This is a genomic window from Bacillus sp. EB106-04-02-XG92 (assembly GCF_058791995.1).
Map to the genome: position 1 here is coordinate 61,202 of NZ_JBYTEA010000015.1, position 26,874 is coordinate 88,075.

Consider the following 26,874-nt stretch of genomic DNA (forward strand, 5'->3'; position numbering starts at 1 on the left):
TTTCACCTTCTCTTTTTACATAAAAACACATTACTACTCATATGAGTAGTAATGTGTTTTTTATACGGAATCGGTAAAAATTCTCTATTAACTTCACGCCTATATACTAACCTGCTTACGGACTGTTTCCCTCGCTAAAAGAAAACTCATAATCACTTGCGCAGCTACTCGACTCGTCATATCTCTGAAATCGAGGGTTGGATCGATTTCTACAATATCCATACCTTGCACAAGCGGTTCTTTACCAAGGAATTCAATCGCATCAAGTAAAGTCATACTATCCATTCCGCCAGGGCCAATTGCTGGACAACCTGGTGCGAATGCTTGATCTAGTACGTCCATATCAAGAGAAATGTAAATAGAAGTCACGCCTTGCTTTCTTAATACTTCAATACTTTCCGTCATAATATCTTTTATTTCTCGCTTTCGTACATCTTTCATTGTATACACTGTCACCCCATGTTCTTTTGCATATTCATGGTATGCTCGTGCATTTGAAAAATTACGAATACCGATTTGAATGAGTTGTTTTCCTGTAATGACACCATTTTCTAGTAAACTACGGAAAGGGGTACCATTTGACGGACCACCATCATCTAAATTACGTAAATCATGATGGGCATCAAATTGAATAATACCAATCTTTCCTTTACTGTTTGCAAATCCTGTTATACTCGGAAAACTAATCGAATGATCCCCGCCAAGAACGATTGGTATCATATTCGGATTTACTTTCGTTACATGACCAACTGTTTTCACAATTCGGTTATGACTCTCTTTTATATCCGTCACATGCATCGTAATATCGCCGCAATCATATAAGACACTTTCTTTCATATCATGTTCTTCTGTAATTGCGTACGTGCTATATGCATCTAACATCGCACGAATTGTTTTTGGTGCAAAACTTGCTCCTGAATGACTAATAGATGGTTTAGAAAGGGGTGCTCCAATTAAGGCAGCACCGAATATTTCTACGTCTTCCTCCCAATCTTTAATCATTTCACTCCATTTCGTCACTTCACGATCGATAAACTTTGCATTCTTCTTTAAATAGTGGCCGTGCTCCACGATTGTTCACCTCTTGTATATGCGATATTACCATTCTTCCATACTGTATTTACATGACTTACGCCGTAATGATACGGTACGTAAGCATAATTGTAAGCATCCCATAAAACTAAATCTGCCTTACGACCAACTCTAATTTTCCCAGCTACATCGCCTCGATTAATAGCATAAGAAGAGTTAACTGTTACCGCGTTCCAAACTTCTTCTGGTGTCATTTTCAGCTTCAGCATTGCGATGCTCATAATAAGCTGAATGTTTTCAGTTGGACAGCTACCCGGGTTAAAGTCTGTAGCTAGTGCAACAGCAACACCTTCATCGATCATTTTACGACCGCGGGCAAAGCTTTCTTTATTTAAATAGAAAGTTGTTCCCGGTAATAAAGTGGCTACTGTATTAGAGTTTGCAAGCATTTCAATTCCTTTATCAGAAGCGCCAACTAAATGGTCGGCTGATGCTGCACCAATTTCAGCCGCTGCCTCCGCACCACCAAGAGGGTCGATTTCATCTGCATGAATTTTCACATCAAAGCCAAGCTCTTTCGCTTTTAATAAAAACTCTTTTGACTCTTCGACAGAGAACACGCCTGTTTCGCAGAAAATATCAACAAATTCCGCTAATTGCTTCTCTTTCATTTCTGGCAGTAAGTCTAACATCCATTGTAAAAATTCTTTCGATCTACCTTTATACTCTTTCGGAACTGCGTGAGCACCTAAAAATGTAGAAACTAAATCAATTGGATGCTCTTTTTGTAACTGTGCCGTTGCCTCTAATTGTTTCCATTCCGTCTCATCATCCAATCCGTAACCACTCTTCGCTTCTACAGTTGTAACTCCGAAAGATAGCATACGGTCTAAATGGAATTTCGCTTTTTGAACAAGTTCTTCTTTCGACGCTTGCTTCGTTGCATTTACAGTTGAAAGAATACCTCCGCCTTGTTCTAAAATTTCTAAGTACGGCACTCCTTGTAGTTTAAGTGCAATTTCGTTTTCACGAGACCCACCAAATACAAGGTGAGTATGCGGATCAACAAGACCAGGAGAAACCATTTTCCCGCCGCAATCAATAACTTCTTTCGCTTGTAATCCTTTCGCTTCTTCCGCTGTTCCAACGAAAGTAATTACGCCATTTTCAATTCCAACCACACCGTTTTCGATAACAGGAAGCGTGTTCATCGCTTCCCGTCTTAACAAGCCATCTTCTTGATTCATTGTTAGTAATTGACCGATATTTATTAGTAAAGTGTCCAGCATGTTTTCTCCTCCTTATTTCATCATTGGAATGTTAACGCCTTTTTCTTTCGCAGTTTCTACAGCTAAGTCATATCCTGCATCAACGTGACGAACAACACCCATACCAGGGTCAGAAGTTAATACGCGCTCAATTCGTTTTGCTGCTGCTTCTGTTCCATCTGCAACGATAACCATTCCAGCGTGAAGTGAATAACCCATACCAACGCCGCCACCGTGGTGAACAGATACCCAACTTGCACCGTTTACACTGTTAATTAATGCATTTAAAATTGGCCAGTCTGCTACTGCATCACTACCGTCTTTCATCGCTTCTGTTTCACGATTTGGAGATGCTACTGATCCGCAATCTAAATGGTCACGGCCGATAACGATCGGTGCTGATAATTCACCATTTTCCACCATTTCATTAATGATGCGACCAAATTTCGCGCGCTCACCGTAACCAAGCCAACAAATACGTGACGGAAGACCTTGGAACTCAACTTGCTGACGTGCCATACGAATCCAGTTACATAAATGTTCATTATCAGCAAACTCACGTAAAATTACTTCGTCTGTTTTATAAATATCTTCTGGATCACCAGAAAGTGCTACCCAGCGGAATGGTCCTTTTCCTTCGCAGAATAATGGACGGATAAATGCTGGAACGAATCCTGGGAAATCGAATGCATTTTTCAAACCTTCATCGAAAGCAACTTGGCGAATGTTATTTCCATAATCAAATGTAATTGCACCTTTTGCTTGCATAGCAAGCATTGCTTCTACATGTTTTGTCATGCTTTCTTTTGATAATTGTACGTAGCGCTCCGGATCTTCTTCACGAAGTTTTGCTGCTTCTTCTAATGTGTAACCTACTGGAATATAACCGTTTAATGGATCATGAGCAGATGTTTGATCTGTAACTAAATCTGGCGTAATATTACGCTTCACTAGTTCTGGTAAAATCTCTGCCGCATTTCCTAATAAGCCAATAGAAATTGGTTCTTTCTTCTCTTTATACTCGTTTGCAACCGTTAATGCTTCTTCTAATGATTCTGTATACATATCACAGTATCTCTTTTCAATACGACGATCGATACTGCGCTTATCAACATCAATAGCGATAACAACACCGCCATTCATTGTTACAGCAAGAGGTTGTGCACCACCCATACCACCTAAACCAGCGGTAAGTGTTAATGTACCTTTTAATGAACCACCGAAATGTTGACGTGCCGCTTCACCAAACGTTTCATATGTTCCTTGTAAAATACCTTGTGTTCCAATGTAAATCCAGCTACCTGCTGTCATTTGTCCATACATCATAAGACCTTTTTTCTCTAGTTCACGGAAGTGATCCCAGTTCGCCCACTTCGGTACTAAGTTTGAGTTCGCTAAAAGAACGCGTGGTGCATCTTCATGTGATTTAAAGATAGCAACCGGTTTTCCTGATTGAACAAGTAATGTTTCATCACTTTCTAACGTTTTTAATGAATCTATAATTGCATTGTAGCTTTCCCAGTTACGAGCTGCACGGCCAATTCCGCCATATACAACTAATTCTTCTGGCTTTTCAGCAACTTCCGGATCTAAATTGTTCATTAACATACGAAGTGCAGCTTCTTGAACCCATCCTTTCGTTTGTAACTCAGTACCTCTTGGCGCACGAATTGTTTGTTTTACTTTTTCCATTTCAATCTCTCCCTTTTCTCATTTTATAGTGCTGCGTTTACATCTAATCTTTCTTTTATCGAATAATTCATTTTTAACCAATACGCAATATTTTCAATATCCGTTGAGAATATGCGGTCATTTGTAATAGAAGGCACTTGCTGACGACCTTGATGGTAGAAACTTTTCGTCACTGTACTCATGTTTTCAATACCGCGATATTCTGCTGCTTGCATCGCACAAATCATTTCAATTGAAAGAACGCGTCTTACATTTTGAATAATTTGATGTGCATGACGTGAAGCGATTGTTCCCATACTTACGTGATCTTCTTGGTTAGCTGATGACGGGATTGAATCCACACTCGCCGGATGTGCTAACGTTTTATTTTCAGAAACTAATGACGCTGCAGCATATTGCATAATCATTGCACCAGACTGAAGTCCTGGTTCTGGACTTAAAAATGGAGGTAAATCATTTAATTGCGGATTTACTAAACGCTCAATTCGACGCTCTGAAATATTTGCAAGTTCCGCCATTCCTACTTTTAAGAAGTCCATCGCAAACGCAATCGGTTGACCGTGGAAATTACCACCCGAAATTACTTTTTCTCCGCCATCAAAGATTAGCGGATTATCTGTTGCTGCATTCATTTCAATTTCTAATTTTTCTTTCACATAATTTAAAACTTGCCAAGAAGCACCGTGTACTTGCGGGATACAACGAAGTGAATATGCATCCTGTACACGTAGTTCTCCTTGTTTTGTTGTTAACTTACTGTCGTGAAGGATGTCACGAATTCTGCTCGCTACTTCCACTTGCTCTTTATAACCACGTGCTTGATGAACATTTTCATCAAATGCATCAATAATGCCTTGTAACCCTTCAATTGTCATCGAAGCAATGAATTCAGCTTGATATGCCGTTGCTTCTGCTTCTATATAAGAAAGAACTCCTTGCGCTGTCATCGCCTGCGTGCCATTAATTAATGCAAGACCTTCTTTCGCCTCAAGTTCAATCGGCTCAAGACCTTCTTCTGTAAGAGCCACCATCGCATGAACACGTTTCCCTTTATAGAACACTTCCCCTTCGCCTAATAATACGAGCGCAAGATGAGATAAAGGCGCTAAATCGCCACTCGCACCAAGTGAACCTTGTTGCGGAACGACTGGGTGAATTTTGCGATTTACAAACTCAAGAAGCATATTTACAACAAGCGGTCTAACGCCAGATACTCCTTTAAGCATCGTGTTCGCTCGTAAAATTAACATACCGCGTGATACTTCCTCAGGAAATGGATCACCTATCCCGCATGCATGTGACTGAATTAAATTGTGTTGAAGTGCCTTTACATCATCTTTTTGAATAAGCACGTCACTGAACTTTCCAAATCCAGTTGTAATACCGTAAACGACTTTCCCGTCCTCTACAATTTTCTCAACTACTTCGCGGCACTCCGCTACCTTTTGCATACTATTTGGACAAGCTGTTACACCTTCTCCTTCAAGTAACAACCTCTTCATTTCTTCAATTGTCAATGTGTGTCCTGTTAACGTAATCATTCTTTTTTCCTCCTTAAAAAGGCAAAAGGGGACCTTATCTTTTTAAGACAGACTTCTGTCTTAAAAAAGTAAGGCCCCCTTCTAACTAATAGACTATGGGCAAATCATATGTGATTAATTCCTAAACCAATCGCCTCATGCTCAGATCCTTTTACAGGTGCACCAATCGTTCCATATAATGCAACAGCAACCCATTCGCCTTCTTTTTTTCCGTCGTATGGTGTACCGCGCACAATCGCAAAGCGAAGTCCTACTGTACGAAGAACGTCTGCTAACTGAATTTGACCTCTCGTCACTCCGTACAAAGCTTCCATAATTGCGTGATAAAGTGCATGTGTTTCTCTGTAAACATCTGTTTCAATAACTTGGTTGCTTTTAGCCGCTGTTTCCATTGCTGCTACAACCTTTTGCGAATTCATCGAACCCACTTTCCCCGTACAATACTTCCAACCTTTTGGGATAGATAATACAGGGCTTTCATTCTCATCCGCAAGTGCCAACAGCATGGCCATACGACCAATTCGATGTGTTCCTTGAAGAAGCATGTGACTCTCTCATTTCTTTTAATTATTTGAATATTTCTTAATTTAAGAATATATGAAAACGGTTAAATCGTCAATAGTTTAAACTCACATTCAAACATTTTTTTCATCTTCTCCATTTGTGTACACAAATGATTTACACAAATTTTCCAGGCATGCTATAGTCTCAATAACAGATGCAAAGGGGCGAGATTTCATTGACAAAGCGAAAAGATATTCATTTTCGAATTGAAGAAAAATTACTTGAAAGGTTTGAATCTGCACTTCATTACGAAGGTTTAAAGAAAACCGACGTATTAACGCACGCAATTCAGCAATTTTGCACGAAGGTGGAATGCGAAAAGATGAATGATGTAAAACGCCAATACAACGTAAGCAACCATTTACAAACACGTATCGATACGCATAAACATTATGAAGAAAAACATGTGAATTTAGATGAAGTCGTCATGGATCATTTACAACTTCAAGGAGATGAAAAAATATTAGAGGTTGGGTGCGCTAACGGGAGTTTTCTTTCCCTTTTACAAACTAACGGTCATACAGGACATTTAACAGGTTTGGATCAATCGAAAACGATGCTTTCTGAAGCCACAATAAAAAATAGCATAATTGAATGGAGGCTAGGTGACGCTGGTAAACTTCCTTTCGAAGCTAATTGCTACGACTGGATCGTCGCAAGACATATGTTATACCACATGAAAGACGTCGAAAAAACAGTCCAAGGATTCCATAAAGTAATACGTCCTGGTGGCTCACTTTTAGCTACAACAAATTCTGACGTTACATTACCTCGTATAGTTGAAATGTGTAACCGCATGTTAGACGCATTTGATTTACCGAAAACAACATCTTCAGTCACGCCATTTTGTTTGGAAAATGGTAAAGAGATATTACAGTCTGTTTTTCCAACTGTTGAAGAAGCAGTTATTCATAATGCTCTCATTTTTCATCATGCTACTCCAATTGTAAACTATATTTCTAGCATGTTTCCATCACTAAATATACCTGATAATACACATCTTCACGCCGAAATGAAGAAATGGCTAAAAGAAGAAGTAGAAAATGAATTGTCACTTCATAACGGTATATGGCGCGATCCGAAAACGTTAGCCATTTATCGATGTCAAAAAGAAAAAGCTAGCATTAGCTAGCTTTTATACATTCTCAGGCAAAAGCTCCTCCATCATCACATTCCCCTTACCACTGTAAAAATTTATATTATGTTCGTTTGTTACCCCAAAATAAGAGGCAATCGCTATTCCAAATGGTACAAATGCATGCCCCTGTGCTGTAATAATATTTGAGTGCTGCACAACTTCTTCATACACAAAATTTTCTACCGGAAAACAATCCAATTTTCGGTAGTCCATAGTTACCGTATACGAGATTGCTCTGAATAAGCCTGCTTTTGCTATCGCATACGGTCCAGCACAAATAGCAGCTACTAATTTTTCTTGTTCGTGAAATTGACAGATGACTGAGAAGAGTCCTTCTGCCTCCTTCATTTGTATTGCATCTCCACCTGGAATGATAATCCCCTCATATTCTTCTACACGCACTTCACTTAATTCTATATGTGATTGCACTTGCAAACCTGTTTCACTTATAATCAATTCTTTTGTTACACTCGCTGTAATGATTTCAAATTTATTTTTCAGCTATGCTGTAGCTACCGTTATTTCAAACTCCGCAAATGTTGGGTACACAAATAAAAGTATTTTTTTCATAACCCTCTCTCCTTTAACCAATTCATAAAATATACCTCTAAACCTTCCACTGTTAATCTGTTCGTGTCCACATAAGTTACAGGAAATTGTTTATACCAGTCTTTTTCCGTTTCTACTAATTTAAATTGCTCCTCAAATGTACTTCGTTTTCTTGTCCTATCGTTATTTTTTCTATCATATACATTCTTTTCCGTCACATCTAAATAAAAAATAGCATCTGAGCGACATTCTCTTAATTTATATAATTCATCTTTCAATTCTGTTTCTATGTCCCACCCTTTTTCTATAATCATTGGATAAAAAAGTGTGTAAAATTCAATATCTTCAGGTCCACGATCAAAAATAACGAATGAATCTTTCACATTTTGAAACTCCTTTATTTTTGCTTCCATAAACATTTTTTGATTTATAATAAATCCTTCTTTTGAATTCATATTCAAATTTAATTGCTTTCGCTTTTCTACAATTGGATAAGGATTTTCATATATAACCGAAAGCCCACATCGCTCTAACCTCTTAGCTAATGTTGTTTTCCCACTTGCCATCGGTCCTTGTAGTGAAATTACATACCCCATCCCTCTCAGTCCTTTGCACTTTAGTACACCTATAATATACAGAATTTTGAAAACCATCAACAAAATATATATCATCTTGTTTCTTATTCTTATCTAACTTATAATAAAAATAGAGATTATGACGGACGCATCGATAATGTAAGCTTGGAAATCCAAGCTTACATTATTTTTTGCTTTCCCTTTTCTAATAAAAAGAGTATACTAGTTTAGAACGTATGTTCTTAATGATTACATACAGTAAGGAGATAGAACAATGGTATACGATACAAAAGCAATTTCTTGGAATGAGTCTTTAAAACAACTTCAACGCCGCTATACAAACAAACAAGTTGACCGAAAAGAATTTGAGGATATTGAACTGATGGAATTCTTCCGCGATAACGACTACATTTCTTTACCTACACATATAAGCGGCCTATCAACAGCACGTTTTACTTCTTACTCTATTTTCACAACTGAAGATAAAGATCGTAAAGTTGGCACATTAATCATTGAATATGTAGAAGATGATAATAATAATTTATGTGTGGAACAACTATACTTTGTTTAAATGATAACGCTTGGTCAAAATGACCAAGCGTTCTTGCTTTCTATGAATCTCACTGTTTATAATATGAATAATAGAAAACCGCAATCATTAAGGGGGGATATACTTGCTCGAAGGATGGTTCAGTTGGTTTATTGTGCTATGGACTGTTATTTTATTAGGACTCATGTCTATCGGTGGATACTTTATGTTCAGAAAATTTTTAAAACGATTACCAAAAGAAGATGGTATGTCTATTTTAGATTGGGAAGAGCACTATATTAATAAAACTAGGCATTTATGGAATGACGAACAAAAACAATTGTTAGAAGAGCTCGTAAGTCCTGTTCCGGAACTATTTCGCGATGTTGCTAAATCAAAAATTGCGGGCAAAATTGGAGAACTGGCATTACAAGAAAAGGCCTCTATAATTACACAAGATTTAATTATTAAAGGATATATTATTGCTACACCAAAACGCGACCATAAATTTTTAGTGAAAAAACTACAAGAAAAAGAGATTGATTATTCTCATTATGAATCTTTACTAACAAAATCCTCCTCATAAAAAAAGATTGCTAGATTATAGCAATCTTTTTTAACTTACAGTTACAGATTTTACGGCTGTTAATCTAGCTTCTGCCAAGTCTATTTGTAATCCGACCGCACTCGTATAAATTGTATCGCCTGTCCCTGTAATGTTGACTTGTGTGGATGTCGTATTTGGTGCAATAGAACCTGTTGCATTTACATTTGTAATATCAAACTCAGCTCTCGCATTTGCATTTGTAGTTATTCCAGAAAAATTACGATTTGCAAAACTACCAATTGTATTTAAATTCCCATTAATATCATTTACTTGCCCTCTAAAAAAGTTTCCTATTGGATTATTCGGTCCTGTTAATGTCACAGAGTTCAATTGAAAATTATCACCTGTAAAGTTCGGATCACCATTCACCCCATTACAAAAGCTCTTGCTGTCACCGTCCTACTACAATTACTCCTGTAAACGTTGGGACTATTAATCCGATAAAAACCGCTGATAAATCCATCGTTTCAGTAGGTGATACGATTACATTTACTATCACATTCCAAAATGAAGGTACGATTCCTGTCACTGACATTTCTGTTACAGACTCACTTCCTGTCGGCACATCATTCATTCCAAATAGTGTCACAATTAATAACATTCCCGTTCCAAACGCAAATCCATCCACAGGCATCCCAGTCGGAACTCTTAATCCAACACAGAATCAGTAACTATTTCATTCCAAGTACAGGTTATTACACTTCCAGCTAATAGAATGATTACAAATATCGCTTCCATTACGTATACTTCTCAACCTGATCCGACTAGACCACCTATCACAACAACGACAACAACACCACCAATTACGATAGAAGTAAACCCTAATGAGCCAAACACATTTATTAAGACCGCAAATGTAAATCGTGTAGAACTCGGTGAATTCAACACATATACACTTATCTTTAATAACAATGGCGCTACTCCTGCAAATAATGTACTCATTACTGATTCACTGCCTCCCGAAGTTACTTTCTATCCAAATTCAGTAACAGTAAACGGCGTTTCACGTCCTGGAAGTAATCCGACAATTGGTATTCTTATTGAAACTGTTAATCCAGGTGAATCCGTTGTTGTCCGTTTTATCGTTCAAGTAACAGCAGAGCCGCGAAACGGTCTCATTCAAAATACCGCCCGCATTCGCTATACACTTAGACCTGATCCTACTAAGCCACCGATTCCTGTTGATGAGACTACAGAGCCAAATATTATTCCATTTATCGGTCCGTTTGTATCACCAAATTTAAATTGTTTCTTTAATGGGGAACGTTTTATACGGCGCGGCTGGGACAGAAGATGTTAACAATATAAAATAAAAAGACAGCGTCAAAAAACGCTGTCTTTTTATTTTATACATATACAGTTTTTAAGTTAATTTCATATCTTTTTCATTATAAAAACCATCTTCTTTTTCCATTTCCTTCTGTAATTTCGTAAAGGAACGGTACATCGCAATTCTCCATGACACAATCATCGCGAACGCCAGTAAGAAGAACATACCACTAAGTTGTCCTAAATCAAGAGATTGGCTTAAGTATGTTTTAAATACAATTCGCACGACAAGTAATCCAATTAATATAAAAACAAAGGCTTTTGAACGCTTCAAATAAATTTCTTGTCCTCTAATTTCAAATTTAGATGTTTTAATAAGAAAAATAGAGAAGATCAAACCGACACCAATTGCTTCTAACATTTCTGCTGGAGTTAATCGAAATTCAGGAAAAACATACATCAATGCGCCCGTACTCATAAAAAATGGTGGAAGTATAATTTTTTTCAATGTTGCAGGTTTCTTAGCTGCTTTTAAACGAATAAACATCGCACCGACAGCCATACAAACAGCAACGATACTGGATAAAACAACTATGTTCATATTTTCTCATCCTTTTTTGTGGCTATATGCAAAATATACTTTCATTATATGCTTTTCCGTTAGTATTTCCAACATTTTCACAGAATAATACTAAAAACCAGTAAAACCACCAAATAAACTTGAGAAATATACGATAATTTTCGTCATCCAGTTAAAGTATAGGAAGATACCCATGATAATCATAACGTATCCCCCGATTTTCATGAATTTCATACTATTTCTTTTAATCCAAGACATTTTTGTAATAAAGAATGATAGCACGAAAAATGGGATAGCAAATCCAAGTATGTATGCAATCATATAAATCATTGCTGATTCTGGGTTCGTTGCTGCTAATCCAATGACAGATACTAAAATCGGTCCTGTACAAGGTGTCCACCCTGCTGCAAATGCCAATCCAATTAGAACAGATCCAAAATAGCCACTCGGACGATTTTTAAACGTAAATTTACGGTCTTGCATTAAGAATTGCGGTTTAAACACACCGACAATAATAAGACCGAACACGATGATAAATATACCACCTAACTGTCTAATTAAATCTTTATAATCTGTAAAGATTCCTCCGATAAAACTTGTACCAAATCCAATTGCAATAAATATAATTGAAAATCCAAGTAAGAAAAACGCTGTATGTATCATACTTCTTTTGCGAAGCATTGCATTTTCTTCTTTCAACTCAGAAACCGACATACCTGTTATGTACGATAAAAATGCCGGATAAAGCGGTAAGCAACATGGGGAAATAAATGATAAAAACCCTGCACCAAACGCTAAAAAAATACTAATATCTTGCATTACCTCACTCCTCTCCTTACATATTGTAGCAAAAACATATAAAAATACTATGAACAATTCGTGAAATCACTTTTCCAACGTGATAATAAGAAAAACTACTCTTTCACACAATTTCTAAAAAAACGTTTTCATTTCCTTCTATTATATAGAAAAATCTCAATTGGACTACGAAACTTCTCTAATTGTTATTAACATAACAAAGGTAACATAGTTTCTCAAATGATTAGCATGTTACGAGTACGTCTATCTACATATTAATTAAAAAAATTTTTTTCAAATGCTGTCTTTATACAATACAAACCTGATTTTATAATACTTCTATTATTACTAATTTCAAGATTATGCATAAATATCATACTTTTATTATTATTCTATAAAATTTCACACTTTTCTTTTATTTGACCCTTCATTTTTAATTTTGTATACTCCCTCTAGTTATATATGTCCGTTACGGAACAATTTCATATAGATGGGAGGAATTTTTCATGCTTCGTTATTCTCTTTTAGTTTTATTAGGAGCGTGTAGTTATGGGATTTTAGCTATTTTCGTTAAACTTGCATATGCGGAAGGGTTTTCACTTGGAGAGGTAATCGGCAGCCAGTATTTGTTCGGTTGGATTATTTTGCTTGCCATTACACTTCTATTTTCTAGACATCGTGTTCCATTAAAACAAGCGTTAATTTTATTCGTTGCAGGTACATCTGCAAGTTTCACTGGAATTTTTTATTATGCTTCATTAAAAACTGTACCAGCATCCATTGCAATTATACTTTTATTCCAATTCGTTTGGGTCGGAATTATTATTGAAGCAGTCGCAACAAAAACATTGCCTTCAAGAGAAAAGGTAATTTCCGTTATTATCTTACTTGCAGGTACATTTTTATCAAGTGGTTTACTAGAAAAATCAGCAGGTGATTTCGATACGACTGGAATCATATTAGGTTTATTATCTGCTGTTACATTTGCAACATACATTTTTGTGAGCGGAAAAGTTGCTGTTGAAGTACCTTCATTGCCGCGCGGTGTTCTCTTAATGGCAGGCGCTTTAACTTTAGTAATGATTGTATTCCCGCCAACATTTATTTTGAATGGTGCAATTTCTGAAGGACTTTGGAAATATGGTTTAGGTTTAGGAACATTTAGTATCGTTATTCCTTCTATCGCCTTTACAATTGGTATTCCAAAAATCGGTTCTGGCTTAGCAACTATTCTTGGTGCAGCAGAACTACCAGTTACAACACTTATGTCTGTCTTCGTTTTAAAAGAAGCTGTGCTATCTTCACAATGGTTCGGTGTATCCCTTATTTTAATCGGTATTGCAATCCCGCAAATTGCCTATGCAATGCGTGGACGTTATCGTAAACATCATACACACAAAAAATTGGCAGCATAAAGTGAAACTTTAATCAGTGGAGGGGCTTCATCCCCCACTGATTATTAGTTGAACCAATCGGACTTTTATGGGCAGTAAGACCCCCACCTAAATTCTTTGCTTTCGCTGAATTTTGAGGTGGGGGTCTTACTGCCCATTAAAGCGGGATAAAACGGGAGAGGATTTTCATTTGAGAATCCTCTCCTTTCTTATTGTATACTTAATGTAAATACTTCATTTAAGAAAGAGGGCATTATAAGTGGCAGCAAATCGAGAGCAATTAACTGAGACGCTAATTTCTATTCGTCGAAATTTACATGAGCATCCAGAATTATCATACGAAGAATTTGAAACGACGAAAGCTATAAAAAATTGGTTAGAAGAAAAAAATATTACGATTATAAATTCTAATTTAGAAACAGGCGTTATTGCTGAAATTTCAGGGAATAATAGCGGACCACTTATAGCAATCCGCGCTGATATTGATGCTCTTCCTATTCAAGAAGAAACAAATTTGCCGTACGCTTCAAAAATTGACGGCAGGATGCATGCTTGTGGACATGATTTTCATACAGCTGCTATTATAGGTGCCGCTTATTTATTAAAGGAAAAGGAATTTTCTCTTAGTGGAACGGTACGCTTTATATTCCAGCCAGCTGAAGAGAGTAGTAATGGTGCTTGCAAAGTCATTGAAGCCGGACATTTACATGGCGTTCAAGCTATTTTCGGTATGCATAATAAACCTGATTTGCCAGTAGGTACAATCGGTATTAAAGATGGTCCACTGATGGCCGGAGTTGATCGATTCGAAATTGAAATTCACGGAGTTGGTACACATGCAGCTGTACCAGATGCTGGGGTAGACCCTATTGTCGCGTCTTCTCAAATTGTGATGGCACTACAAACAATTGTAAGCCGAAATATAAATTCTTCACATAATGCCGTCGTCAGTGTCACAAACATCCATTCAGGAAATACGTGGAACGTTATTCCTGAAAAAGCTACGCTGGAAGGAACTGTACGTACATTCCAAACGGAAACACGCGAAAAGATTCCAACACTCATGAAACGTATTATCCAAGGGGTTTCTGATGCATTAGGTGTAAAAACAGAATTTCGTTTTTATGCAGGTCCTCCTGCTGTTCATAACGATACATCTCTAACAAACTTATCGACTCAAGTTGCCGAAAATATGAATTTAAATATCATCACTCCTACCCCGTCAATGGCCGGAGAAGATTTTTCTTTTTATCAACAAGAAATACCTGGTTCATTCGTCTTTATGGGAACGAGTGGTACACATGAATGGCATCATCCCGCTTTTACAGTAGACGAGCGGGCATTACCTATAAGTGCAGAATACTTCGCTTTGTTAGCTGAAAAAGCACTTAAGCAATTCGCATAAAAAAGAGCCGTTAAGAAATACTTAACGGCTCTTTAATTAAGTTAAATCACGTTTTAAAAATGCGGTATAGGAAATGCTTAAAAATACAAATAAATATAGTAATAACATACATGAAGCAAACGAGAACGTTACTCCATCAATAAAACTGCCATTCTTTGAAATACTGTATAAATCTGTGTTTGCTGGCAATAAATATTTCGCCCAATCATATCTAGTTGCTGCTAGTAATGCGATGTTTCCAGATAAAGCAAGAAATAGTGAAATACCAATCGCACCTCCGCTAGATCTTGTTAACACAGAAATCATAAATGCAAACGCTGCATACACAATCGTCGGCAACCAAGATAAAATATAATACTTGCTAGCTTCTACAAAAATATTTTGTTTTATTATATTTCCATCTTGGAAAATAAACTCGCTCCATGCAGGCTGCTGGAATTTATAAATAACAAGTCCACTTAAAGTGGAGAAAATCATATTAAATATAAACAATAACGCTGCAAATATTACAATTGCTAAAAATTTGGCTGTCAAAATTTTAAAGCGACTTGCTGGTCGTATCGTTAAAAATTTATATGTTCCCCAGCTATATTCATTCGCAAAAATTGTACTTGCATACACGAGGATAAACGGGAGTAATATTGGAAATACGATAAAACCTGTATCTCTCATGAAAGAAAGTGGAGAACTGCTTGCTGGTGCTGTATCTGTGTCTAAGTACTTCATCTTAAGCTGATATTCCTTTACAAGCTCGTCCCCAGATCGTTCTGCTAAAATAGCTTCTTTTTTCATGCCTAGCTTTTTCTCAATTTCTACAGTTCGTTCTGTATAATCCGCTTTCCATCCTTTTGTTTCCGGTTCCAAATACTTTACCGTAACCCATCCTAATCCGATTACTAATACTGCAATAACCGCAAATGGAATAATCGTTCGCTTTCGCTTAAATATTTTATACAGTTCGTTATACACTAAATTAAACAATATCTTTTCCCCCTGTTAATTCTAAAAATTGCTCTTCTAACGTTTTTCTTTCTTCATATACACGATACACTTGAATGTTTTTCTCAAGCAATATACGAATAACATTTGGGATTTCTTCATCTTTTACATGAATAAGGAGATCATTACCTTTTATTAAAACATCTTGTTCTAACATTTCTGCTGCTTTATTCGCATCATCTACACGTATACGGATTGTCTCCATCTCTTCACTTTGATTATGCTGAATATTTTGCGTCGCCACGTATTCTCCGTGTTGAATAATGATAACTCTGTCACACATTAATTCAACTTCTGAAAGTAAGTGACTAGATACAAGTACCGCTTTCCCTTGTTCATGCGCAATTTTCTTTATGTACATTCTCATCTCATGTATTCCACTAGGGTCTAATCCATTCGTTGGTTCATCTAATATCAATACATCTGGATCGTGAATAAGCGCTTGAGCAATTCCTAAACGTTGTCTCATGCCGAGTGAATATGCTTTTACTTTGCGGTCAATTACTTGTCCCATTCCTAACAATTTCACTACTTCATCAATACGTTCTTCTGTCACGTTCCCATTCATTCGTCCGAAATATGTTAAATTTTCATAGCCACTCAAGAAAGGATAAAATTCCGGTGTCTCAATTACTGCTCCAATTTTCGAAGCAGTACTTTCAAATTGCTGTTTTACAGATTGACCATCAATCCAAACTTCGCCCTCTGTCATACGAATCATACCGACCATCATTCTCATTAAAGTCGTTTTTCCAGCACCATTTGGCCCGAGCAGGCCAACTACTTCACCTTTTTTAACTTCGAAACTAATATTTTCTACAAGTGTCCTTGAACCGATTCGCTTCGTTAACCGCTCAACCTTTACAATTGATTGTTCATTTGTCATTCTATACAACCTTTCCTTCCCATTCTTTGTCAGGCCTTTACACTGTAACATGATTATTTTTCTGTGTAAAATAGAAAAAGGCATGATTTCTCATGCCTTTTCCTTGAAATGAAACGAATTTTTATCTTGTAAACTTTGAACAAATCGAAAACATTGCATCATCGATAATAGGAAGATAACAACCATAATTATACTAACAACTACTATTGCATACATTGTAATCGGTGCACTATTTACCCCTTGTATTCCTACTATTTTCATAAAGATAATCGTAAATAATTTCAAAAATAACATCCCATTAACTAATCCAAAAACAAACGCTGCGCCATAAATGAATAATTGCTCCTGGCATAATACACATAGTACGTTCCTATTCTTTGCTACATAAGATTTAAATTCCTCTTTCCTCACTTGCAGAAGAGAAAACATTATTTTATATGTAGTAAAAATACATATAACAATGAATATAAGAAACAGCGTGTAAAAACACATTTGAAATAAAAGTGTAGTCCCTAATTCCCCAATAGCCCCTTTATTAAATTGGAGCGATATCATAAAAAACAAAACCATAGTACTCATAGCAATCCACATAAATTGCTTCATCCTTTTGGCAGCAAATGTTGTTATATTTTTTCTCACTAACTGACATAAAGACATATGTTCTTCCCCTACCTTACTTCATAACAAACTCATTCTATACTACTAGTGTATAAAAATATGACATTTTAAACATCGCACTACAATCTGAATTGTTTCTAAGTCTTTAGTCCTAGAAAACAAAAATGGCAAAAAAATCATATTAAGAATATATTTGTAAAAAAAAGAGGGGGGATTGCATGCGTATAAGATTACTATCAATCTTGTGTTTATTATTTCTCACTAGTTGTAGCCCACTAAAAGAAAATGAAGTAGCCTCTGTTAAACCATATAAGTTAACAAAAGAACAATCTGATATTCTACAAATGACTCCTATAGGAGAAGGAAATAGAATGTTTTATAACGTTACACTAAAAAATGAAAAAGATGAAATACATGCTACGATTGATTATTATCAAAATGGTAAAAAAACAAACGAAATTGCGAATATAGCTGCCTCACATTTTCCAAAAAAGAAAGTAAAACTTTCTTTTTTGCCACCTCAATCCCAACTCGATAAAGATGTACAAACGCAAAAACATTGGTATGTTAATATTGAAGGTAGTTCCATGCTCGTTCCTGAAGAAACACCACCGATCGTAACTAGCTCTACATCTACTACTATTCAATCTGCTATTAACTTAACATACAATCAAAAAACGACTTTAGCCGCTATTATAAAAACGAATAATGAAACCGTAAGAGTGCTAATGCTTGAGGAAAAAAACTCTATTGACCAACTATTACAAGAAAACGAACATGTTTACCTCTTTAGCATAGAACTAAAAAGAACACTAAAGCGGAAATGCAATAGTATTGCATTTCCGCTTTAGTGTTTAATAAGGTGTACTTTTTAATAAATTAATTAATCTCATCCTCAACTTCAATTCTTTTCTTCTCTCTTGCAATTTTTAAAAACTCTAAAAGTTCTGGATTAGTATTCATTTTTTTGTAAGCTACTGACATTTCCGCAACAAAATTCGAATCACATAATTCTTTATATACGACTTCTGTTTTATACAATTTATTTGCTGATACAGGTATTACCGTAATTCCGATTCCTGCCGCCACAAGTCCCATAACTGTTTGATATTCTGTTGCCTCTTGTACGATACGTGGACTAAACCCAACTTCACGGCAAAGTGATAAAATTGTATCATATAATGCTGGCCATACTGGTCTCGTAATAAATACGAACGGTTCATCTCTTAAATCTTCAATATGTATTTCATCCTTTTCAGCAAGTGGATGTGCCTTCGGTAAACATAACGTACAAGAAAGCTTTTGAATTGGTTCTAACTCTAGCAATTGTGTTGGAATTGGCGGACGTAAAAAACCAATATCAATACGGTTATCGTGAAGTGCATGCACCTGATCTGGTGTTGACAGTTCATGTAGGGCAACAGACACTCTCGGAAATTTCTTTCTATACTCCCTTACGATAGATGGTAAAATATCATATATCGCCGCACCTACAAAACCAATTGAAAGTGAGCCCACTTCTCCCCTTTGAGCACTTTGTGCAATCTCTACTGCTTTTTCAATTTGTTCGAACGCTTTTTTCACTTCTTTTAAAAACATTTCTCCAGCTTCTGTTAATTCAACCTTTCTCTTCGTTCTTGAAAATAACATAACTCCCATTTCTTTTTCTAATTGCTGAATTTGTTGACTAAGCGGTGGTTGTGTCATTTGTAAACGAGCGGCTGCTCGTCCAAAGTGTAACTCCTCTGCCACTACAACAAAATATTGCAAATGCCGTAATTCCATTTTGGACACCCTTTTCACTTTCGATTAATACATCTAATATATTAATAACATATAATTTATATATTAGACAAACTTTTTGAATGAACGTATAGTAGAAATTGTTAATTCTTTTTTACAATTTTTATGTAAAAAAAGAAAGAGGTGGTTACTGTATGAAATGGTGGAAGTTAAGCGGACAAATTTTATTATTATTTTGTTTCGCTTGGACAGGTGAATGGATTGCAAAACAGGCACACCTCCCAGTTCCAGGAAGTATAATCGGTATTTTTCTATTGTTAATTTCATTAAAATTTAACCTAGTGAAAAAAGAGTGGATACAAGACGGAGCAGACTTTTTATTAAAAGAACTTATTTTATTTTTCATTCCTTCTGCAGTCGCTGTCATACGCTACAAAGATACACTATCACAATATGGAATCGATCTTATTTTAATTATTATGATTAGTACACTTTGTGTCACTCTCGTTACAGGACTCTTAACAGAATTGCTACTAAAGCGGAAAGGATCCGTGCAATGATCGGCTTTCTTTGTTTATTATTAACACTATTCACATATTGGATATCGAAGAAAATGTATCAACGCTGGAATTGGAGCTTACTTTCTCCTCTTCTCGTTTGCCCTATTATTTTAATTGCTTTATTACTCGGACTAGATACACCTTATGAAACATACGAAACAGGTGGTCAATGGTTAACAGAATTATTAAAACCTGCAACAGTTGCTTTTGCATGGCCAATCTATAAATATTTTGATTTACTTAAGAAACATGGAATAGCTATTTTACTCAATGTCATTGTCGGTTCATTTTTATCAGTTATTACTTCAGCACTACTAGCAAATTATTTTCAAATTGATTCATCATTAGAACATAGTTTAGCACCTCATATTGTAACGACACCAATTGCAATGGCCATTTCAGAAATGATCGGTGGTATGTCACAATTAACAGCCGTATTTGTTGTTTTAACTGCGTTAACAGGGGCATTGCTCGGTCCTTCTCTCATACGTATATGTCGTATTAAAACAGCGCTCGCAAAAGGCATTATGTTAGGCACGAGCGCAAATGGAACCGGTACCTCAAAAGCATTCGAAATTGGCCCTGTAGAAGGAACAATTGCAAGTTTATCTATGCTTTTAACAGCAGGAGCTAGTTTAGTTATTGTTCCGCTTTTCTTATCATGGATACATTAAAAAGCAAGTGTCTAGACACTCGCTTTTTCATTTATATATGTATTTAAAATCTCATAATCCTCCGGGAAAGATAGCGTTAATTCCTTTATTTCATCTATCCTCTTCCAAGCAATTTCATATATTAATTCATCAGGATCTTGGATTTTCATACTACCACCTATTGTTTTAACGACATAATAATGGACGTATACAGGAACCCCGTATGTAATACCTTCTTTTTCATATATTTTACTTACAACTTCCACATTGTAACCTGTTTCTTCCCAAACTTCTCGAATACAACATTCTTCTAGTGTCTCTCCCTTTTCAAGCCCGCCACTTGGAACAGACCACCTTTTTTCTTCACCCTTTTGTCCTTGTAACACCATTAGAATTTCATTTCTTTCGTTTACACATACTGCTGCACAACCTATCCATCTTTCCATATACATCCCTCCCCTACTACTATTCGTCTTCTTTTTTATTTTCTCCTTGAAAAAAAGAGGAAAATAGTAAAACAATGACGAAAGATTACATCAACTTCAAAGGCAATCCCTTCTTAGAAATGAAAAACGGAAGGATGAAAATATGATTTCTAAATATGTTGTGGAATGTGTCTTTTGTGAAGAAAATCGAAAACCTCGCCAAGCTATCGTAACCGTTCCCGCCACTACTCAGCTACTAGCCATTGAAAAAGTGCGTGCGGAATGTAAACGTCGTTTCGGAAAAGCTTTATTATTGCAAACGGAAATTAAAGAAGAAATAACTTTTGAACAAAAAGAAAGCCGACCATAAATTGGTCAGCTTTCTTATCCGATCATATTTTCACATGAAGATTAGGGGCATCCTCTTTAAGGATCGGGATTTTTCCATTATGTACGTTCCATAATGGTCATCGAACAATATATTTCTATGCAATTAATTATTGAATAGAATAGGGCAAAACTTGTTCGCATTTTTAGAAAAGGGATAGGGATATAATTCAAGTAGTACTTCGAATACTCGAACTTTACACTCATTATATTAAAGCAAATCCTTTTATATGGGAAATATGAATTACTTACATAATTCATTCGTAAAACATATTAGTTTGCTATATTATTTTTATTCCATCAATAACATACATAATTGGTGAACACTTCAAAGCCATACAAATAAAAAGCACCCTGGGCGGATGCTTTTCATACTTTTCTAAATCGATACTATGTACTTAGTCTTGATTAATCAAAATTACCGCAGGACCAGCGACTACTACTCCAGCTACTTCTATCTTTTCAAATTCTTTTACTGTAATAGATATAACCCCTTCTCTTTCCATCAATTCTTTACTCAGGGCTTCAGTCGGTATAGCTTTCACCGTCTTACCTCCTTTTCATTTATACAATATGATACAGTAAAAATTTAATCAGTAGAGCTTCAGTCCACTCTGCATTGATAACAATTGAGCTACCCGTTTATGCACGATAAAAATAACCCAATGCATCTATATATATGCATCACCTCCGCTTTCATTCCTTATTCCACTCAATATCCTTCCTTACCTTCCGTAACATATTGAAAAATAAAAAGAAGCTATAATATATAGCTTCTCTACGGTTCTTTAATCTCTTTGCACCTTATATTCCATAACTTTACCATCTCTATCAAATTGTAAAACAAGATGTTCACTATCTATAGGAATAAAGCCTCGTTCAGTTCCCAAATAGTACGAAGTGATAACCCCGTCTTCTTAATTCATTATATAATTCATTCGATTAATAGTTTCTCGAAGCTTTTCTAACTCTTTCTCTGTATATATTACTTTCCCTGTTAAGATCTCATTTCTGAAGAACGTTACAATTTGCTCTCTATCTTTTAATCTCGGCGTTTTTTCTTCAGAAAGATCTAGCACTTCTTTCCCGCTCTCATTATAAAAATATACAATCGGTTTTACGTTTTCCTTTACAATATCAACTTGCTTTTCTTTCAAACAATTGTATAGAATATGCGATAGTTTCTTCGCTCTATATACTGGATTCCCTTCATTTTTCACTTGTATCGTTAATGAATCTTCACCTGTAATGTATGCAAACGTCTCTTCTTTCTCCATCTCTTGTTGATACTTGCCAATTTCCTCAATCATAAATGAATATATACTAGCATTTTCTTTCGTTATGCCATGAATTAATTGCCCTGTCCATTCTTTCGTCTCAAGTACATATATACCCGTCTTGCTTAAGACGAGATGATGAATTCGAAGATCATTTCCTCCATGCTGATTTGTAATAAAAACATTCGGCATAATATGAAATTCATTATGTAGTATTATGCCTTGCTCTACGAAACCACGCTTCATATATTGTAATGTTTCGTGTGTGCTCACTTCAGCTCCATTTTTCGTATACTCTCGCAAATCTGCAATTAACTTTTGAAACATATGTATTTCGTTACTATGTTTTTCTTGCATTTCACTGCGTTCTTTACTATGTTGCACAGCTAATTGATTTTTCATCATCCGCATATTTTCAAGTTCTCTAGCTGCACTTATTTGTAAATCATTGTATTTTTTCTGCTCCATATTTTTCAATGTATTTTGTTGCTCTTTATACTCTGTAACCGTAGCTGCAATTTCATTTTCGTACGTTTCAATTGCTTGTTTCTTTTCAAATTCTACTTGCTGGCTTTCTGATTCTAGCTGTTTATTTTTATAAAACAGTACGAATACTGCAGCTAATAATAATAAAATTACACCCATTAGCACATAATCCATATATTTTTCTCCTTCATTTCATTCCCTACTATTTTCCATACATATTTCTACTCCATTATACTATGTTATCCTTATATTTTTTGTAAAAATTTCATGCGCAGTCAAAAGACCTTGTAATTCTACAAGGCCTTTTGTAAACTTCCTTTATTTTGTAGTAAATACATATTATAATACAACCCTTGTTTACTCAGTAATTCTTGATGTGTTCCTCTTTCTACTATCTCTCCATCATGCATAACAAAAATTTGATCTGCATCTTGAATTGTAGATAATCTGTGGGCAATTGCTATAGTCGTTCTCCCTTTTCGCATTTGCTGTAATGCTGTTTGGATTGCATCTTCTGTTTCTGTATCAATATTAGCTGTTGCTTCATCCAATACTAATACTTTCGGATTCGTTGCTATCGTTCTAGCGAAGGCAATTAATTGTCGTTGACCACTAGAAAAAGCGGCTCCTCTTTCTACTACTTCCGTTTCATACTGCTCTGGTAATTTCTCAATAAACGTATTCGCTTGCACAAATTGCGCTGCTTCTTTTACTTCTTCATCCGTAATCTCTTCATTATACATACGTATATTTTGTTTTACATTTCCCGCAAATAAAAATGCATCTTGCAACACGAGTCCTATTTTTTTTCTAATTTCTTGTTCTGTAAATTTCTCTAAATCTACACCATCTATTACAATATTTCCGGAATTAATATTATAAAATCGCATTAACAAATTCATAATGGTACTTTTTCCACTACCAGTGTGTCCAACGAAAGCAACCGTTTGCCCTTGTTTCACGTGAAAAGATACATTTTTTAAAACATCTCGTTTACCATCATATGAAAAAGTAACATTTTTAAATTCAATATCTCCATTAACGACTTGAGGATTTCCCTCCCCTTTCTGAACTGGCGCTAAATCTTTTTCATCCATTAAATGAAATACACGTGATGATGAAACAAGTGCCTGTTGGAAAAATGATAATTTCATCATCATCTCATTTACAGGCTGGAAGAAACGGTGTATATAGTTAACAAAGGCATATAGAACTCCTACTTCAACAGGGCTCTTTAAAGCATCAATTCCAAATAAACCAAGGACTAACGCAATAGCTACAATATGAACTAAATCCGTTGCTGGGCGTAAAAGTAACGCATCTAACTTTAACGTACGTCGCCCTGCACTATAATGTTTATCATTCACTTCTTCAAACTCTTTTCTCATGCGCTTTTCTTGTCTGAACACTTGAACAATATTCATTCCTTGAATGGACTCATTTAACTTTGCATTTAGCACGCTAAGTTGATTACGTACTTCTAAATAAAAAACTGCACTTTTCCGGCGATATAGCACCATAATTGCAAACATGATCGGAATTAATACGAGAGAAAATAGAGCTAATTTTACATTTAATAAAAACATTGCTACTACAATACCTATTAAAAAGACTACATTTTTGACAAATGTGGACAATACACTTACATAAAAATCTTTAATTGCTTCCGTATCATTCGTTATGCGCGATACGAGCGTACCAATCGGCGTACGATCAAAGAAACTTAATGACAACTTTTGAACATGATCATATACTTCCACACGCATATCTTGAACAATTTTAAAAGCGATATTTTGAAAATATAATAAGTCTAAATACGTAAATAATACTTTTAATAAATGAGCAATAAGATACACTACAAATAATGTAACAAGTGCTGATTGATCAAAGTTACGTGGTACTAAATGTTCATCAAGAAATTGTTTAATTAAAAAAGGCCCCATCATTTCGGTTACAGTTGCACCAACTAAAAAGATAAATGCTAAAGATAGCAATCCTTTATATGGCTTCATATAAGAAAGTAACCTACTTAAATCACTCTGCTTCTTCTTAGTCATCATACGCCTCCTTTCTCGACTAATGCTTCTAACTGCTGGCTCTCATACATTTCTTTATACCAACCGTTTTCTTCCATTAATTGCTCATGTGTACCTCGTTGCACAATTCGCCCATCATCCACAACAAGTATAAGATTGGCATGTTGAATTGCACTTAAACGATGAGCAGTAATAATCGTTGTTTTCCCTGCTCTTTCCCTCTTTAATGCGCTTAAAATCGTTTCTTCTGTTTTTGCATCTACTGCTGATAAACAATCATCCATAATTAAAATTTCAGCATCTGTTAATAAGGCACGCGCAATAGAAATTCTCTGTTTTTGACCTCCAGATAACGAAACTCCTCTTTCTCCTACTACTGTTTCATACCCTTCTGAAAATTGGAGGATGTCATTATGAATACAAGCGATCTCTGCAGCACGGGTAATTTCATTATATGTAGCATCCGCCTTTCCAAAGGCAATATTTTCTCCAATACTCGCTGAAAATAAAAAATGATCTTGCGGCACATATGAAATGGCAGAACGAACACCGTAAAGTGTTACATCACGAATATCCCGCTCCCCAACTTTTAATTCACCATTAAAATGATCATACTCACGGATTAAACATTTTAATAACGTCGTTTTCCCCGCACCTGTACGGCCGACAACGCCTAGTGTTTCACCTTTCTTCAAATCAAAGTGAACATCTATTAGCTGCAACAATTCATTTTTCTTATATGAAAATGAATCAACCGCAAATGTCACATCACCGCTTGCTACTTTATGTACAGCATCTTCTCTATTTACGACATCTGATTTTTGAGAGAGTATTTTCTCTACACGATCATACGAAGCACGCCCACGCTCCATAATATTAAACAACCATCCAAACGCTAACATTGGCCAAACGAGGGTACCTAAATACGTTGTAAATGTAACAAGATTACCTACAGTTAATTCGCCTCTCACAACTAATACCGACCCGTAACATACTGCAATTAAAAAAGAAAATCCAACGATAAGTGAGATTGTCGGATCAAACAACGAATCAATACGTGCGACTAACATATTTTTATGTACAACATCTTCTGACTTTTTTCGGAATGCTTGTAAATCTTCTTGCTCTTGTCCAAGGGACCGGATTACCTTCATCCCACTCATACTCTCTTGCACTTTATCATTGATTTCCGAAAACGATTGCTGCGCTTTATGAAACCTTTTATGTAATAACGTTCCATAATAGTTTGTCGAAATCGCTACAATCGGCATTGGAATTAAGCTTAACAATGTTAACTTCCAACTAATTGTAAAACCCATCGCTACGAGTACACATCCCCCAACTGCTAATGAGTCAACCAGTGTTAAAACGCCCGATCCAGCAGTTTGTTGAATCGCCTGAATATCATTAGTCGCATGCGCCATCAAATCACCCGTACGACGTGATTGATAAAAAGATGGACTCATCTTCGTAAAATGTTCGTATAAATTCTTCCGTAATTGACGAGCTAGTTTTAACGAAGATCCAAAAATCATAATACGCCATAAATAACGTAATATGTACATAGTAATCCCTACAACTACTAACAGAATAACCCACTTCAACAATTTTTCAGATGTTAATGTTCCATTACTAATTTCATCTACTACAATACCTAGTACTTTCGGGGCTACAAGTTCAAGAAGCGCGACACCAAATAACATAATAATTCCGATTATGTACGCTCGTTTTTCCTGTTTAAAAAACCACGCTAAATTAATAAATACCTTCATTCTTCTCCTCCTCCCTTAAAATGAGCGATGTTTTCAGTTTACCAAAGATACAGAATTTTTAAAAGTTTTAAACTCTATAACTAACAAAAAG

Annotated in this window: 27 protein-coding genes and 3 pseudogenes; 10 read left to right on the forward strand and 20 right to left on the reverse strand. The window is 35.8% G+C overall.

The window, feature by feature from the left end; all coding sequences use genetic code 11:
• Positions 1–99 precede the first annotated feature (99 nt).
• From hutG to hutP, 5 genes are all read right to left on the reverse strand, one after another.
• Entirely contained in the window at positions 100–1,071 is a 972-nt protein-coding gene (gene hutG, locus AC3WVA_RS25615) for a formimidoylglutamase (protein ID WP_195756195.1), read from the reverse strand.
• Complete coding sequence (hutI, locus tag AC3WVA_RS25620) at positions 1,050–2,321, reverse strand: imidazolonepropionase (protein ID WP_098520413.1); 1,272 nt, start codon at positions 2,319–2,321, stop codon at positions 1,050–1,052. Before hutI ends, hutG begins: the two co-directional genes overlap by 22 nt.
• 12 nt (positions 2,322–2,333) lie before the next feature.
• Positions 2,334–3,992, reverse strand: coding sequence for a urocanate hydratase (hutU, locus tag AC3WVA_RS25625; RefSeq protein ID WP_195756194.1), 1,659 nt, complete (start codon positions 3,990–3,992; stop codon positions 2,334–2,336).
• Positions 3,993–4,015: 23 nt separating this feature from the next.
• Positions 4,016–5,533, reverse strand: a complete 1,518-nt coding sequence (hutH, locus tag AC3WVA_RS25630) for a histidine ammonia-lyase (RefSeq protein WP_098346171.1) — start codon at positions 5,531–5,533, stop codon at positions 4,016–4,018.
• A 104-nt stretch (positions 5,534–5,637) separates the two neighbouring features.
• A complete protein-coding gene (hutP, locus tag AC3WVA_RS25635; protein WP_000926516.1) occupies positions 5,638–6,078 on the reverse strand; it encodes a histidine utilization transcription antiterminator HutP in 441 nt (146 codons plus the stop codon).
• 194 nt (positions 6,079–6,272) lie between these two features.
• On the opposite strand from hutP, the gene AC3WVA_RS25640 reads away from it, so the two are divergent.
• Entirely contained in the window at positions 6,273–7,229 is a 957-nt protein-coding gene (locus tag AC3WVA_RS25640; RefSeq protein ID WP_141539489.1) for a class I SAM-dependent methyltransferase, read from the forward strand.
• A 3-nt stretch (positions 7,230–7,232) separates the two neighbouring features.
• Here AC3WVA_RS25640 and AC3WVA_RS25645 read toward each other — a convergent pair whose 3' ends face one another.
• Positions 7,233–7,736 (reverse strand): DJ-1/PfpI family protein, encoded by a 504-nt coding sequence (locus AC3WVA_RS25645; RefSeq protein ID WP_098346173.1) that lies wholly within the window; start codon positions 7,734–7,736, stop codon positions 7,233–7,235.
• Positions 7,737–7,801: 65 nt separating this feature from the next.
• Complete coding sequence (locus AC3WVA_RS25650; protein WP_098346174.1) at positions 7,802–8,380, reverse strand: AAA family ATPase; 579 nt, start codon at positions 8,378–8,380, stop codon at positions 7,802–7,804.
• Between the two features lie 253 nt (positions 8,381–8,633).
• On the opposite strand from AC3WVA_RS25650, the gene AC3WVA_RS25655 reads away from it, so the two are divergent.
• On the forward strand, positions 8,634–8,930 hold the full coding sequence (locus AC3WVA_RS25655) for a hypothetical protein (protein WP_000262403.1): 297 nt from the start codon (positions 8,634–8,636) through the stop codon (positions 8,928–8,930).
• Between the two features lie 103 nt (positions 8,931–9,033).
• A complete protein-coding gene (locus AC3WVA_RS25660) occupies positions 9,034–9,474 on the forward strand; it encodes a DUF2621 domain-containing protein (RefSeq protein ID WP_098346175.1) in 441 nt (146 codons plus the stop codon).
• 30 nt (positions 9,475–9,504) lie between these two features.
• Here the strand turns inward: AC3WVA_RS25660 and AC3WVA_RS25665 are convergent.
• Positions 9,505–9,896, reverse strand: a pseudogene (locus tag AC3WVA_RS25665) (hypothetical protein); the annotation flags it as partial.
• Here AC3WVA_RS25665 and AC3WVA_RS25670 point away from each other — a divergent pair.
• Positions 9,894–10,795 (forward strand): annotated as a pseudogene (locus AC3WVA_RS25670) (DUF7927 domain-containing protein); the annotation flags it as partial. The pseudogenes AC3WVA_RS25665 and AC3WVA_RS25670 overlap by 3 nt on opposite strands.
• Before the next feature lie 63 nt (positions 10,796–10,858).
• Here AC3WVA_RS25670 and AC3WVA_RS25675 read toward each other — a convergent pair.
• The 3 genes and pseudogenes from AC3WVA_RS25675 to AC3WVA_RS25685 form a co-directional block, all read right to left on the reverse strand.
• The gene (locus AC3WVA_RS25675) at positions 10,859–11,365 is read right to left on the reverse strand and encodes a CcdC family protein (RefSeq protein WP_001028640.1); all 507 of its coding nucleotides are present in this window, start codon (positions 11,363–11,365) and stop codon (positions 10,859–10,861) included.
• Between the two features lie 90 nt (positions 11,366–11,455).
• Positions 11,456–12,163, reverse strand: coding sequence for a cytochrome c-type biogenesis protein CcdA (ccdA, locus tag AC3WVA_RS25680; protein WP_098346176.1), 708 nt, complete (start codon positions 12,161–12,163; stop codon positions 11,456–11,458).
• Positions 12,164–12,179: 16 nt separating this feature from the next.
• Positions 12,180–12,323, reverse strand: a pseudogene (locus AC3WVA_RS25685) (peptidase T).
• A gap of 325 nt (positions 12,324–12,648) precedes the next feature.
• Here AC3WVA_RS25685 and AC3WVA_RS25690 point away from each other — a divergent pair.
• Both AC3WVA_RS25690 and AC3WVA_RS25695 read left to right on the forward strand, forming a co-directional pair.
• On the forward strand, positions 12,649–13,557 hold the full coding sequence (locus AC3WVA_RS25690; RefSeq protein ID WP_098346177.1) for an EamA family transporter: 909 nt from the start codon (positions 12,649–12,651) through the stop codon (positions 13,555–13,557).
• 238 nt (positions 13,558–13,795) lie between these two features.
• Positions 13,796–14,941 carry a M20 peptidase aminoacylase family protein gene (locus AC3WVA_RS25695; RefSeq protein WP_098346178.1) on the forward strand — a complete coding sequence of 382 codons (1,146 nt, stop codon included), beginning with the start codon at positions 13,796–13,798 and terminating at the stop codon, positions 14,939–14,941.
• A 36-nt stretch (positions 14,942–14,977) separates the two neighbouring features.
• Here AC3WVA_RS25695 and AC3WVA_RS25700 read toward each other — a convergent pair whose 3' ends face one another.
• The 3 genes from AC3WVA_RS25700 to AC3WVA_RS25710 form a co-directional block, all read right to left on the reverse strand.
• On the reverse strand, positions 14,978–15,922 hold the full coding sequence (locus tag AC3WVA_RS25700) for an ABC transporter permease (RefSeq protein ID WP_098346179.1): 945 nt from the start codon (positions 15,920–15,922) through the stop codon (positions 14,978–14,980).
• Entirely contained in the window at positions 15,915–16,826 is a 912-nt protein-coding gene (locus AC3WVA_RS25705; RefSeq protein WP_141539488.1) for an ABC transporter ATP-binding protein, read from the reverse strand. Before AC3WVA_RS25705 ends, AC3WVA_RS25700 begins: the two co-directional genes overlap by 8 nt.
• Positions 16,827–16,916: 90 nt before the next feature.
• On the reverse strand, positions 16,917–17,483 hold the full coding sequence (locus AC3WVA_RS25710; protein WP_098346181.1) for an ABC transporter permease: 567 nt from the start codon (positions 17,481–17,483) through the stop codon (positions 16,917–16,919).
• 179 nt (positions 17,484–17,662) lie between these two features.
• On the opposite strand from AC3WVA_RS25710, the gene AC3WVA_RS25715 reads away from it, so the two are divergent.
• The gene (locus AC3WVA_RS25715) at positions 17,663–18,295 is read left to right on the forward strand and encodes a YgaN family protein (protein ID WP_098520410.1); all 633 of its coding nucleotides are present in this window, start codon (positions 17,663–17,665) and stop codon (positions 18,293–18,295) included.
• 28 nt (positions 18,296–18,323) lie between these two features.
• Here the strand turns inward: AC3WVA_RS25715 and alsR are convergent, their stop codons facing one another.
• Entirely contained in the window at positions 18,324–19,229 is a 906-nt protein-coding gene (alsR, locus tag AC3WVA_RS25720; RefSeq protein ID WP_048527530.1) for an acetoin biosynthesis transcriptional regulator AlsR, read from the reverse strand.
• Positions 19,230–19,381: 152 nt separating this feature from the next.
• Here alsR and AC3WVA_RS25725 point away from each other — a divergent pair, with 152 nt between their 5' ends.
• A complete protein-coding gene (locus AC3WVA_RS25725; protein WP_000872364.1) occupies positions 19,382–19,747 on the forward strand; it encodes a CidA/LrgA family holin-like protein in 366 nt (121 codons plus the stop codon).
• A complete protein-coding gene (locus AC3WVA_RS25730) occupies positions 19,744–20,421 on the forward strand; it encodes an LrgB family protein (RefSeq protein ID WP_000578956.1) in 678 nt (225 codons plus the stop codon). Before AC3WVA_RS25725 ends, AC3WVA_RS25730 begins: the two co-directional genes overlap by 4 nt.
• A gap of 11 nt (positions 20,422–20,432) precedes the next feature.
• On the opposite strand, the gene AC3WVA_RS25735 is transcribed toward AC3WVA_RS25730, so the two are convergent.
• Positions 20,433–20,846: an NUDIX hydrolase gene (locus AC3WVA_RS25735; RefSeq protein WP_048527527.1), complete on the reverse strand. Its 414-nt coding sequence runs from the start codon at positions 20,844–20,846 to the stop codon at positions 20,433–20,435.
• A gap of 142 nt (positions 20,847–20,988) precedes the next feature.
• Here AC3WVA_RS25735 and AC3WVA_RS25740 point away from each other — a divergent pair, with 142 nt between their 5' ends.
• The gene (locus AC3WVA_RS25740) at positions 20,989–21,195 is read left to right on the forward strand and encodes a DUF3903 domain-containing protein (RefSeq protein ID WP_000624203.1); all 207 of its coding nucleotides are present in this window, start codon (positions 20,989–20,991) and stop codon (positions 21,193–21,195) included.
• A 415-nt stretch (positions 21,196–21,610) separates the two neighbouring features.
• Here AC3WVA_RS25740 and AC3WVA_RS25745 read toward each other — a convergent pair whose 3' ends face one another.
• The 4 genes from AC3WVA_RS25745 to AC3WVA_RS25760 form a co-directional block, all read right to left on the reverse strand.
• Positions 21,611–21,757, reverse strand: a complete 147-nt coding sequence (locus tag AC3WVA_RS25745) for a BC1881 family protein (protein ID WP_048527526.1) — start codon at positions 21,755–21,757, stop codon at positions 21,611–21,613.
• Positions 21,758–22,129: 372 nt separating this feature from the next.
• Positions 22,130–23,149, reverse strand: coding sequence for a nuclease-related domain-containing protein (locus AC3WVA_RS25750; RefSeq protein WP_098346183.1), 1,020 nt, complete (start codon positions 23,147–23,149; stop codon positions 22,130–22,132).
• A 119-nt stretch (positions 23,150–23,268) separates the two neighbouring features.
• Entirely contained in the window at positions 23,269–25,032 is a 1,764-nt protein-coding gene (locus AC3WVA_RS25755; RefSeq protein WP_088314459.1) for an ABC transporter ATP-binding protein, read from the reverse strand.
• Positions 25,032–26,783 (reverse strand): ABC transporter ATP-binding protein, encoded by a 1,752-nt coding sequence (locus AC3WVA_RS25760; RefSeq protein WP_492322263.1) that lies wholly within the window; start codon positions 26,781–26,783, stop codon positions 25,032–25,034. The genes AC3WVA_RS25755 and AC3WVA_RS25760 overlap by 1 nt, the downstream gene beginning before the upstream one ends.
• Positions 26,784–26,874 lie beyond the last annotated feature (91 nt).

Bases quoted from the DNA above. Each gene is read 5' to 3' on its own strand.
- hutI (WP_098520413.1), bottom strand. From the start codon at position 2,321: ATGCTGGACACTTTACTAATAAATATCGGTCAATTACTAACAATGAAT.
- hutU (WP_195756194.1), bottom strand. From the start codon at position 3,992: ATGGAAAAAGTAAAACAAACAATTCGTGCGCCAAGAGGTACTGAGTTA.
- hutH (WP_098346171.1), bottom strand. From the start codon at position 5,533: ATGATTACGTTAACAGGACACACATTGACAATTGAAGAAATGAAGAGG.
- hutP (WP_000926516.1), bottom strand. From the start codon at position 6,078: ATGCTTCTTCAAGGAACACATCGAATTGGTCGTATGGCCATGCTGTTG.
- AC3WVA_RS25650 (WP_098346174.1), bottom strand. From the start codon at position 8,380: ATGGGGTATGTAATTTCACTACAAGGACCGATGGCAAGTGGGAAAACA.
- AC3WVA_RS25655 (WP_000262403.1), top strand. From the start codon at position 8,634: ATGGTATACGATACAAAAGCAATTTCTTGGAATGAGTCTTTAAAACAA.
- AC3WVA_RS25675 (WP_001028640.1), bottom strand. From the start codon at position 11,365: ATGAACATAGTTGTTTTATCCAGTATCGTTGCTGTTTGTATGGCTGTC.
- ccdA (WP_098346176.1), bottom strand. From the start codon at position 12,163: ATGCAAGATATTAGTATTTTTTTAGCGTTTGGTGCAGGGTTTTTATCA.
- AC3WVA_RS25690 (WP_098346177.1), top strand. From the start codon at position 12,649: ATGCTTCGTTATTCTCTTTTAGTTTTATTAGGAGCGTGTAGTTATGGG.
- AC3WVA_RS25705 (WP_141539488.1), bottom strand. From the start codon at position 16,826: ATGACAAATGAACAATCAATTGTAAAGGTTGAGCGGTTAACGAAGCGA.
- AC3WVA_RS25710 (WP_098346181.1), bottom strand. From the start codon at position 17,483: ATGTCTTTATGTCAGTTAGTGAGAAAAAATATAACAACATTTGCTGCC.
- AC3WVA_RS25715 (WP_098520410.1), top strand. From the start codon at position 17,663: ATGCGTATAAGATTACTATCAATCTTGTGTTTATTATTTCTCACTAGT.
- alsR (WP_048527530.1), bottom strand. From the start codon at position 19,229: ATGGAATTACGGCATTTGCAATATTTTGTTGTAGTGGCAGAGGAGTTA.
- AC3WVA_RS25725 (WP_000872364.1), top strand. From the start codon at position 19,382: ATGAAATGGTGGAAGTTAAGCGGACAAATTTTATTATTATTTTGTTTC.
- AC3WVA_RS25730 (WP_000578956.1), top strand. From the start codon at position 19,744: ATGATCGGCTTTCTTTGTTTATTATTAACACTATTCACATATTGGATA.
- AC3WVA_RS25735 (WP_048527527.1), bottom strand. From the start codon at position 20,846: ATGGAAAGATGGATAGGTTGTGCAGCAGTATGTGTAAACGAAAGAAAT.
- AC3WVA_RS25740 (WP_000624203.1), top strand. From the start codon at position 20,989: ATGATTTCTAAATATGTTGTGGAATGTGTCTTTTGTGAAGAAAATCGA.
- AC3WVA_RS25750 (WP_098346183.1), bottom strand. From the start codon at position 23,149: ATGGATTATGTGCTAATGGGTGTAATTTTATTATTATTAGCTGCAGTA.
- AC3WVA_RS25755 (WP_088314459.1), bottom strand. From the start codon at position 25,032: ATGACTAAGAAGAAGCAGAGTGATTTAAGTAGGTTACTTTCTTATATG.
- AC3WVA_RS25760 (WP_492322263.1), bottom strand. From the start codon at position 26,783: ATGAAGGTATTTATTAATTTAGCGTGGTTTTTTAAACAGGAAAAACGA.